The organism is Micromonospora sp. 15K316 (genome assembly GCF_004348525.1).
GTDB lineage: Bacteria > Actinomycetota > Actinomycetes > Mycobacteriales > Micromonosporaceae > Micromonospora.
On the sequence record NZ_SMKG01000232.1, the window covers coordinates 1 to 8,993 of the forward strand.

Annotated in this window: 11 protein-coding genes and 1 pseudogene; 7 read left to right on the forward strand and 5 right to left on the reverse strand. The window is 74.3% G+C overall.

All coding sequences use genetic code 11. The features are described from left to right. Positions 1 to 558 (forward strand): annotated as a pseudogene (locus E1211_RS27515) (glycine dehydrogenase (aminomethyl-transferring)); the annotation flags it as partial. A 115-nt stretch (positions 559 to 673) separates the two neighbouring features. Here the strand turns inward: E1211_RS27515 and E1211_RS27520 are convergent. After that, positions 674 to 874, reverse strand: a complete 201-nt coding sequence (locus E1211_RS27520; RefSeq protein ID WP_132352380.1) for a DUF5999 family protein — start codon at positions 872 to 874, stop codon at positions 674 to 676. Between the two features lie 147 nt (positions 875 to 1,021). Here E1211_RS27520 and E1211_RS27525 point away from each other — a divergent pair, with 147 nt between their 5' ends. Beyond that, on the forward strand, positions 1,022 to 2,188 hold the full coding sequence (locus tag E1211_RS27525; RefSeq protein ID WP_132352382.1) for a chorismate-binding protein: 1,167 nt from the start codon (positions 1,022 to 1,024) through the stop codon (positions 2,186 to 2,188). 49 nt (positions 2,189 to 2,237) lie between these two features. Here the strand turns inward: E1211_RS27525 and E1211_RS27530 are convergent, their stop codons facing one another. Continuing rightward, the gene (locus tag E1211_RS27530; protein WP_132352384.1) at positions 2,238 to 3,077 is read right to left on the reverse strand and encodes a helix-turn-helix transcriptional regulator; all 840 of its coding nucleotides are present in this window, start codon (positions 3,075 to 3,077) and stop codon (positions 2,238 to 2,240) included. Positions 3,078 to 3,163: 86 nt separating this feature from the next. Here E1211_RS27530 and E1211_RS27535 point away from each other — a divergent pair, with 86 nt between their 5' ends. Continuing rightward, the gene (locus tag E1211_RS27535) at positions 3,164 to 3,946 is read left to right on the forward strand and encodes an SDR family NAD(P)-dependent oxidoreductase (RefSeq protein ID WP_132352386.1); all 783 of its coding nucleotides are present in this window, start codon (positions 3,164 to 3,166) and stop codon (positions 3,944 to 3,946) included. A gap of 34 nt (positions 3,947 to 3,980) precedes the next feature. On the opposite strand, the gene pip is transcribed toward E1211_RS27535, so the two are convergent. After that, positions 3,981 to 4,925, reverse strand: a complete 945-nt coding sequence (pip, locus tag E1211_RS27540; protein WP_132352388.1) for a prolyl aminopeptidase — start codon at positions 4,923 to 4,925, stop codon at positions 3,981 to 3,983. Positions 4,926 to 4,966: 41 nt separating this feature from the next. Between pip and E1211_RS27545 the strand changes: the two genes are divergently transcribed. The 3 genes from E1211_RS27545 to def are packed head-to-tail and all read left to right on the forward strand — an operon-like array spanning position 4,967 to position 6,805. Beyond that, positions 4,967 to 5,461, forward strand: a complete 495-nt coding sequence (locus E1211_RS27545) for a MarR family winged helix-turn-helix transcriptional regulator (protein ID WP_207915533.1) — start codon at positions 4,967 to 4,969, stop codon at positions 5,459 to 5,461. A gap of 53 nt (positions 5,462 to 5,514) precedes the next feature. Further along, complete coding sequence (locus E1211_RS27550; RefSeq protein ID WP_132352390.1) at positions 5,515 to 6,285, forward strand: TetR/AcrR family transcriptional regulator; 771 nt, start codon at positions 5,515 to 5,517, stop codon at positions 6,283 to 6,285. 10 nt (positions 6,286 to 6,295) lie between these two features. Further along, entirely contained in the window at positions 6,296 to 6,805 is a 510-nt protein-coding gene (gene def / locus E1211_RS27555) for a peptide deformylase (protein ID WP_132352392.1), read from the forward strand. Positions 6,806 to 6,836: 31 nt separating this feature from the next. On the opposite strand, the gene E1211_RS33820 is transcribed toward def, so the two are convergent. Both E1211_RS33820 and E1211_RS27565 read right to left on the reverse strand, forming a co-directional pair. Further along, positions 6,837 to 7,580 (reverse strand): GNAT family N-acetyltransferase, encoded by a 744-nt coding sequence (locus E1211_RS33820; RefSeq protein WP_305792230.1) that lies wholly within the window; start codon positions 7,578 to 7,580, stop codon positions 6,837 to 6,839. A 31-nt stretch (positions 7,581 to 7,611) separates the two neighbouring features. Further along, entirely contained in the window at positions 7,612 to 8,394 is a 783-nt protein-coding gene (locus E1211_RS27565; RefSeq protein ID WP_165947357.1) for a TSUP family transporter, read from the reverse strand. Between the two features lie 262 nt (positions 8,395 to 8,656). Here E1211_RS27565 and E1211_RS27570 point away from each other — a divergent pair. Next, positions 8,657 to 8,993 (forward strand): endonuclease/exonuclease/phosphatase family protein (locus E1211_RS27570; protein WP_207915534.1); only part of this gene is annotated, 337 nt, incomplete at its 3' end.

Here is an 8,993-nt window from a genome sequence, read left to right on the forward strand (position 1 = left end):
GGGCTGTCGCGGGCCACCGGGGTGGCGGTGCTGGCCGCGAACTACGTGGCGGCGCGGCTGCGTGACCACTTCCCCGTGCTGTACTCCGGCAACAAGGGCCTGGTGGCGCACGAGTGCATCCTCGACCTGCGTCCGCTGACGAAGGCGACCGGGGTGAGCGTCGACGACGTCGCGAAGCGGCTGATCGACTACGGTTTCCACGCGCCGACGATGTCGTTCCCGGTGGCCGGGACGCTCATGGTGGAGCCCACCGAGAGCGAGGACCTGAGTGAGTTGGACCGGTTCTGCGACGCGATGATCGCGATCCGGGCGGAGATCGACGAGGTGGGTGCCGGCCGGTGGCCGGTGGGGGACAACCCGCTGTCCAACGCGCCGCACACCGCGGCGATGGTCACCGCTGACGAGTGGCCGCACCCGTACCCGCGGTCGGTGGGCGCGTACCCGGCCGGGGTGGATCGGGCCGGTAAGTACTGGCCGCCGGTGCGGCGGATCGACGGCGCGTACGGCGACCGGAACCTGGTCTGCTCGTGCCCGTCGCCGGAGGCGTTCGAGGACTGATCGGGGCGAGCCGGGGCGGTCGGATCGCACCGCCCCGGCGTCGCCGACCTGGCCGCGGCGGCCCCGGATCGGGGCTAGCCTGGTCGGCGGGCGTGTGGTGACGCTGTGTGGTCGCTCAGGCGACGAGGGCGTGCCGGGCGGGGCCGCGGTGCGGGGCGATGCAGCTGCCGTCGGGGAGTAGCTCGCCGGTGTCCTCGAAGACGATGACGCCGTTGCAGAGAAGGCTCCAGCCCTGCTCATGGAAGCAGGCGATGACCCGGGCGGCTTCCCGATCAGTGGCGTCGGCGGAGGGACAGGTGGGTTGGTGCTGACACATCGGGTTCTCCGGACTGTGGGGGCACTGTGTCATGGTTCACATGACCAGTGACGCACAGTACCAAGCGAAAGTGGCCCGCATCGAGCAGGTCCACGCGGGCGAGTCGGGAAATCCGCTGAACGGACGAGGGAGAATGGGCCAGACGGCGTGGACACGCTTCCACTAGCAGCGATCGATGTCCCGGCGGCGCCGGCGGGCTGCCGCCGTACGCTTGTCGAACGGGCCCGCTGGGAGTGGCGCCCGAGCGACGGCGGTGACCCCGCCGCCGAGGTGCAGGAGTTCCTCGCCGCGCACGACCTGCCGCTGGACGACCTGGCCCGTCCCGCCGCCGGCCACGCCCCGGGCGGCCCGTGCGGCGCCGCCCTCTACGTCTCGGCCGCCGCGGGCGCGCTGCTCACCGGGGCACCGCCCGGCGCGCCGACCCCGGCGCCGGCGCTGCCGGAGGTCGCCGTGGTGGTCTACGGCCACGCCGACACGGCACCACCGCCTCGGGGCGCCGGGCCCTGGCGGCTCGGCCGGTGGCGGGAGAGCTGGACCCGGGACCAGCACGCCGCGGCCGTCGAGGCGGTCCGCCAGGCCATCGGCCGCGGCGACGTCTACCAGGTCAACGTCGTCGGGCACGCCGCCGCCCGCTACACCGGCGACCCCCTGCCGGCCCTCGGGCGGCTCGGCGCGCTGCCGGGCGCCCGCTACGGCGGCACCCTCGCCGGCGCGGGCTGGGCGATCGGCTGCGCCTCCCCGGAGACGCTGATCGAGCTCGCCGACGGCCGGCTCGTCACCCGACCCATCAAGGGCACCCGCCCGGCCACCGCGGCCGGCGCGCGGGAGCTGCGGGCCAGCGCGAAGGAACGCGCCGAGCACGTGATGATCGTCGACCTGGAACGCAACGACCTGGCCCGCGTCGCCCGTACCGGCACCGTCCGGGTGGATCAGCTCTTCGCGGTACGCCGTTGGTGCGACCTGTGGCAGGCCGAGTCGACGATCTCCGCGGTCGTCGCCGACGGGCTGGGGCTGGCCGATCTGCTGCGCGCGGTCTGCCCGGGCGGGTCGGTCACCGGGGCGCCGAAACGCGCCGCCCTGGAGCAGGTCGCCGCCCTCGAACCCGTCGGGCGTGGCGCCGGCATGGGCGCGCTCGGCTGGGTCGCCCCGGGCCGGATCGATCTGGGCCTGACCATCCGCACCGCCGCCGCCGACGCCGAACGGCTGCACGTGTGGGCCGGGGGCGGCATCACCTGGGACAGCGACCCGCGGGCGGAGGTCGCCGAGGCGGCCGCCAAGAGCATGCCGGTGCGCGCCGCCCTCGCCGGCCGCTGACCTGCGGCGTCACGCGCCCTTCCCGACCGTCGTGGGGGGCGGCTGCCCGTCAGAGCGACCTGCAGCCGGCCCCGAGGGCACTCAGGAAGGCCAGGGCCTCGGCGTCGCGAGATCCCGGCGGCGCGCTGTAGAGCACGAGGTGCTGGTCGCGGTCCGCGAGGGTGAGCGAGTCGCAGTCGACGGTGATCTCCCCGACGGCCGGGTGTCGGAAGGTCTTCGTGAGCATCGGCGCGGCCTGCACGTCGTGCCGCTGCCAGAGTCGGGCGAACTCGGGACTGGCGTCGCGCAGGTCGTCGACGAGTCCGGTCACCGCGGGGTCGGTCGGGTACCGGGCCAGGGTGGCTCGCAGTCGCATGACGACGTGGTGCCGGAACTCCGCGGCGTCGGAGACCCCGTACAGGGTCTCGTCGGCCGACCCGAGGAACGCCCGGCGCGCGAGGTTGCGGTCGCGCGGGGCCAGGGCGGCGAAGTCCTGCATGAGCGCGGCCGCGAGGTTGTTCCACGCGAGCACCTCGAACGCCGCGGACGTCACGAACGCGGCCGTCTGCGGCAGCCGCTCGAGCAGCGTGAGGATGCTCGGGCGGACGTCGCGCCGATGCAGCCCGGTACGGCTCGGTGCGGTGCCCGCCAGGACGTGGAGGTGATCGGACTCGGCGTCGGTGAGCCGCAGGGCACCGCCGATGCCGGCGAGGACCTCGCCCGAAGGTCGCGGCGCCCGGCCCTGCTCGAGCCGGACGTAGTACTCGGTGGAGATGTGCGCGAGGACCGCCACCTCCTCGCGGCGCAGACCCGGTGTCCGGCGTCGCGGGCCCGAAGGCAGGCCGACGTCCTGCGGCCGGAGCCGCTCGCGCCGGCTCCGGAGGAACGCCCCGAGTTCCTGCTTGTCCATTCCTCAAGTCTGCCCGCCGCGCGGCCGCGGATCCTGGTACCGCCTGTGCCTGCCTCCGGGCCGGCGGCCGACCGAACATTCTCGTCATGACCAACGACAGCGACACCACACCCATCGGCCTGCTCGCCGGCAAGGTCGTGTTCATCACCGGTGCCAGCCGCGGCATCGGGGCGGCCGCGGCCCGGCTCTTCGCCCGGGAGGGCGCCGCGGTCGTGCTCGCCGCCCGCAGCGCCGCCGCCCTCGACCGGATCGTCACCGAGGTCCGCGCCGACGGCGGTGTCGCGGACGCCGTGCCGATGGACCTCGCCGACCGGGCGAGCATCCGCGCCGCGGTCGACCAGGTCGAGGCGCGGCACGGACGGCTCGACGGCGCGTTCAACAACGGCGCGGCGATCCAGCGGCCCGGCCCGCTGGACACGACGAGCGACGAGGACGTCGAGGAGCAGTTCGCGGTGAACTTCCGGGCGCACTGGACGGCGATGACCGCCGAGGCCGCGCTCATGCGTCGGGGCGGTGGCGGGGCGATCGTCAACACCTCGAGCATCGGCAGCCGCCGCGCGAACCCGGAGCTGCCCGCGTACGGCGCGATGAAACGCGCCCTCAACAGCATCACCGAGACCGCCGCCGTGACGTGGGGGCGGCAGGGGGTCCGCGTGAACGGCATCACGCCCGGCGGCACCGCGACGCAGATGATCGACACGTGGGAGGCGGCGTCGCCGGGTGTCGTCGAGCGCATCAACGCGCGCATCCCGCTCGGCCGGATGGCCGAGCCTCGGGAGGTCGCCGAGGTGGCCGCGTGGCTGCTCAGTGACCGGGCGTGCATGGTGACGGGCGCCATCGTGCCGGTGGACGGCGGCGCCGGCGCGTGACGGGCAGCCGGCGCCGCCGTCGCCGGTGACCGCGTCAGCCGGCGAAGTCGTCCACCGCGGCGACGACCCGCGCGCCGATGCCGCCTCGGGCGCCGTGCCCGGCGGTCTCGACCAGTTCCAGGCGCGCGTCCGGCCAGGCCTGCGCCAGCCGCCACGGGATCACCGGCGGGCTGCTGATGTCCAACCGGCCGTGCAGCAGCACCCCGGGTACGCCGGCCAGCCGGTGCGCGTCGCGCAGCAGCTGCCCGTCGGGCAGGAACGCGGCGTTGCTCCAATAGTGGGTGACCAGGCGGGCGGAGAGCATCCGGAACCCGGGGTCCTCGAAGCGGGGATCGGGCCGCCATCCGGGGACGGTACGCACGTGGGTGTCGTCCCAGGCGCACCAGTCGCGGGCGGCCCGTTCCCGTACGGCCGGGTCCGGGTCGGCGAGCAGCCGGGCGTACGCGCCGGCCAGGTCGCCGTCCCGGTCGGCCGGTGGTACGCCGTCGCGGAACCGGGCCCACTCGGCCGGGAAGATCCTCCCCATCTCCCGGGTGATCCACTCGACCTCGTGGCGGCTGGTGGTGACCACGCTGAACAGCACCAGCGCGCTGACCCGTTCGGGGTGGCGCTGGGCGTACGCCAGGCCGAGGGTGGAGCCCCACGACGCGCCGAGCACCAGCCAGCGGTCCACGTCGAGGTGCGTACGCAGCCGCTCGATGTCGGCGATCAGGTGGCCTGTGGTGTTGACGGAGAGGTCGACGCCCGGGTCGGCGGCGTTCGGGCGGCTGCGTCCACAGCCGCGCTGGTCGAACAGGACCACCCGGTAGCGGGCCGGGTCGAAGTAGCGCCGCCAGCCGGGCGTGGCGCCGGAGCCGGGGCCGCCGTGCAGCACGACCGCCGGTGTGCCGTGCGGGTTGCCGCAGGTCTCCCAGTAGACGTGCTGGCCGTCGCCGACGTCGAGCATGCCGTGGGCGTACGGCTCCACCGGTGGGTACATCCCGTCCTCCCCAGAAGCAACAGCGCTGTTACATTAGCGGGGTGAACGACGACGCGCCGCACCGGGAGGCCGTCGGGACCCTGCTGCGGCACGTGCTGGAGATGCTCGACGGCGACGTCGCCGCCGTCTACGCCGAACGGGGCCTGGGCGACTACCGGCCCCGGTTCTCCCCACCGCTGCGGGCGCTGGTCACCGACGGGCCGCTGCCGATCCGCGACCTCGCCCGCCGGGTCGGGGTCACCCACTCCGCGGCCAGCCAGACCGTGGCCCAGATGGCCCGCGCCGGACTGGTCGAGCTGACCCCCGGCCCGGACGCCCGGCAGCGCGTCGTGCACCTGAGCGCCCGCGCCCGCGACCTCCTGCCCGTCGTCGAGGCCGAGTGGGCGGCCACCACCGCCGCGATGCGCGAGCTGGACACCGAACTGCCCGCACCCCTGGCCGACGTACTCCACGCGGTGCTCGCCGCCGTCGCCCGCCGGCCGCTGCGCCGGCGCATCGCCGACGCCGGACTGCCCCCACCACCGTCGACCCCGTGACCACGCCCCCTGGTGCCGTACGGCGTACGCCGGCCGGCGGTAGAGTCCCGGACGTGACGACGGAGTACAGCGGCACCGGCGACCCCGCACGCAGCCTCGCCCTGCTCTGGCGCACCCGCGAACCGGCCAGCCGCAAGGGCCGCGCCGACCTGAGCGTCGACCGGATCGTCCACGCCGCCGTCGACCTGGCCGACGCCGAAGGGCTCGGCGCGCTCTCCATGCGCCGCGTCGCCGAACGCCTCGGCGTCGGCACCATGTCGCTCTACACCCACGTGCCCGGCAAGGGCGAACTGCTCGACCTGATGCTCGACACCGCCTACGGCGAAACCCTCACCGGCGAACCCGCCGGCGACGACTGGCGCGCCCGGCTGGAAGACCTCGCCCGGCAGACCTGGGCGCTGTACCTGCGCCACCCGTGGCTGCTGCAGGTCGCCACCAGCCGCCCACCGCTGGGCCCCAACCTCATCGCCCGCTACGAACGCGAGCTGCGCACCGTCGACGGCATCGGCCTCACCGACCTCGAGATGGACGCCGTGCTCACCCTCGTCGGCGGGTTCGTCCACGGCGCCGTCCGTGGCGCCGTCGAACAGGCCCAGGCCGCCGAACGCACCGGCATGACCGAACAACAGTGGTGGCAGGCCCACGCCCCCTACCTGGAGAAGGCGATGGACCCGCGCCGCTTCCCCCTCGCCGCCCGGGTCGGCGCCGCCGCCGGGCAGGAGTACCAGGCCGCCGGTGACCCCGCCCGGGCGTTCGAGTTCGGCCTGGCGCGCATCCTCGACGGCATCGAGGTGCTCGTCAACGGCCGCCACGACGCCGGATAATCTTGCCGACATGACGATGCGGCCCATCCGGATCATCGGCGACCCGGTGCTGCGCACCTCGTGCACGCCGGTGACCAGCTTCGACGCCGAACTACGCGCCCTGGTCGGCGACCTGATGGACACCCTGCTCGGCGCGCCCGGACGCGCCGGTGTCGCCGCCCCGCAGATCGGCGTCGACGCCCAGGTGTTCGTCTACGACGCCGACGGGCACCGCGGCCACCTGGTCAACCCGACCATCGAGCTCTCCGAGGAGACCGAGGTCGACGACGAGGGCTGCCTCTCCATCCCCGGCCTGTACTTCCCGACCCGCCGCGCCCTGCACGCCACCGCCCACGGCTTCGACCAGCACGGCGAGCCGCTGACCATCTCCGGCAGCGGATTCCTCGCCCGCGCCCTGCAGCACGAGACCGACCACCTCGCCGGCCGGCTCTACGTCGACACCCTCAGCGGGGAGACCCGGCGGCGGGCCCTGCGGGAGATCCGCGCCGGCCGCTTCGACTCGCCCCGCCGCCGCGGCTGAACCCACCCCGACCCGCGGGACCGCCCGCCGCTCACCGGCGGGCGGTCAGCGTGAACTCGCCGTAGCCGGCGACCCGGGTGAAACCCAGCCGCTCGTACAGCCGCACCGCCGCCACGTTGTCGGCCCGGACGTTCAACGTCACGTGCTCGACGCTGTCGCGCAGCCGCCGGCAGAGCGCCGCCACCACCGCCGTGCCCAGACCACGCCTCCGCACCCGCGGATGAGTGGTGACGTTGCCCAGCGCCGCCACCCGGTACACCGGCGACCAGACGTGCACACCGGCCACCGCGACCAGCCCGTCGCCGTCGTCGACGCCCACGTACTGCCCGGTGTCCAGCATCCGCGGGTCGAACCAGTTACCCGGGTACGCCTGCGCGTAGAGGGCGCGCAGCCGCGGCAGATCCGCCGCGCCCAGCACCCGCCCGGCCGGGGCGACCCGCGCCAGGCGCGCCGGGTCGGTCAACGCCATCTTCAGGTGGGCGGCCGGGCCGTCCAGGTCGAACGCGGGCGCCAGCGCCGCCTCCACACCGGGGGAGAGGTGCGCGTACAGCCGGGCGGGCAGCAGCGGAGCCAGCTCGGCGAGCAACGCCGCCAACCCGGCGACGTGTTCCGGCGCGGCGAACGCCAGCAGCGTCGGCGGATCCACACCGTGATACAACAGCGCCACCTGCTCGCCGCGGCGGAACCACGACGTGTACGGCCAGAAGAAGTCGTCCAGATCGCCGAGCTGGTACGCGTGCAGCACCGGCTCCCGGCCGAGCAGGCCGGCCAGCACGACCCGATCGTGTTCGGCGCGTACCGGCACCTCAGCCGGCCAACCACTGGTCGTAGCCGAGCTTGCCGACCAGCGCCAGCACCACCACCAGCAGCACGATCCGCACGAACCCGGCACCCCGACGCAACGCCATCCGCGCGCCCAACGCCGCCCCGACGATGTTGCACACCGCCATCCCCGCGCCGAGCAGCCACCACACGTGCCCGGTCGCCGCGAACACCACAAGCGCCCCCAGGTTCGTACCGGCGTTGACCACCTTCGCCATGGCCGAGCCGTGCACGAAATCCGAGCCGACCAGCGCGGTGAACGCCAGCACCAGGAAGGTGCCCGTACCCGGACCGATGAGCCCGTCGTAGAGGGCGATGCCGACACCGGCGACCGCCACCGCCACGGCCACCCGGGCCGGGGTGCGCCGGTGCGGCAGGGACACCACGCCCAGCCGGGGACGCAGCAGCACGAACAACGCCACCGACAACAGCACCACGAGCACCACCGGCCGGTACGCCGACGCCGGCACCGCACCGGCCAGCACCGCACCCACCCCGGAACTGAGCACCGCCAACCCGGCGGCGGGCCCCGTCACCGCCCAGTCGATCTTCGTGCGGCGCGCGTACGTCGCCGCCGCCGTCGCCGTCCCGGCGATCGCCGCGAGCTTGTTCGTGCCCAGCGCCGTGGCCACCGGCAACCCGGGCGCCACCACCAGCAACGCCGGCAGCAGAAGCAGCCCGCCACCGCCCACCACGGCATCCACCCAACCGGCCATCGCGGCCGCGGACAGCAAGGTGATCAACGATGAGGGCTCCACGGCGGCCATTGTTTCCAGCCACCCGCCACCGACGCCCACGCCTGTGTCCAGCCTCACCGCGTGATCATGACGTTGTCACGCCGACACGCCGGTGGGCAGCCGCGACAACGTCATGATCACCGAGAAGAGTGGGGGTCGGGGGAGAGGGATCAGCGGCCGCGGCGGCGACGCACCCACAACCCCAGCGCCCCCACCGCCACGAACACCACCATCGAACACAGCAAACCCTTGACCACCCGGCAAGACTGCCACGGCGTCGTAGGGTGCAGGAGTGCGCCTGGCCACGTTCAACCTGCTACACGGTCGCTCACTGACCGACGGGCTCGTCGACCCCGACCGGCTCACCGCAGCCGTCACCGCCCTCGACGCCGACGTGCTCGCCCTGCAGGAGGTCGACCGGGACCAGAGCCGCAGCGGGAAACTCGACCTCACCGCCATCGCCGCCCGCGCCCTCGACGCACCCCACCACCGCTTCGCCGGCGCCCTCGTCGGCACCCCCGGCGAAGGCTTCCGCCCCCTCACCGGCGACGACGACGGACACGGCGAACCCTGCTACGGCATCGGACTGATCAGCCGCTACCCCGTCCGCAAATGGCGCGTCACCCGCC

Bases quoted from the DNA above. Each gene is read 5' to 3' on its own strand.
- E1211_RS27520 (WP_132352380.1), bottom strand. From the start codon at position 874: ATGTGTCAGCACCAACCCACCTGTCCCTCCGCCGACGCCACTGATCGG.
- pip (WP_132352388.1), bottom strand. From the start codon at position 4,925: ATGTACCCACCGGTGGAGCCGTACGCCCACGGCATGCTCGACGTCGGC.
- E1211_RS27530 (WP_132352384.1), bottom strand. From the start codon at position 3,077: ATGGACAAGCAGGAACTCGGGGCGTTCCTCCGGAGCCGGCGCGAGCGG.
- def (WP_132352392.1), top strand. From the start codon at position 6,296: ATGACGATGCGGCCCATCCGGATCATCGGCGACCCGGTGCTGCGCACC.
- E1211_RS27535 (WP_132352386.1), top strand. From the start codon at position 3,164: ATGACCAACGACAGCGACACCACACCCATCGGCCTGCTCGCCGGCAAG.
- E1211_RS27565 (WP_165947357.1), bottom strand. From the start codon at position 8,394: ATGGCCGCCGTGGAGCCCTCATCGTTGATCACCTTGCTGTCCGCGGCC.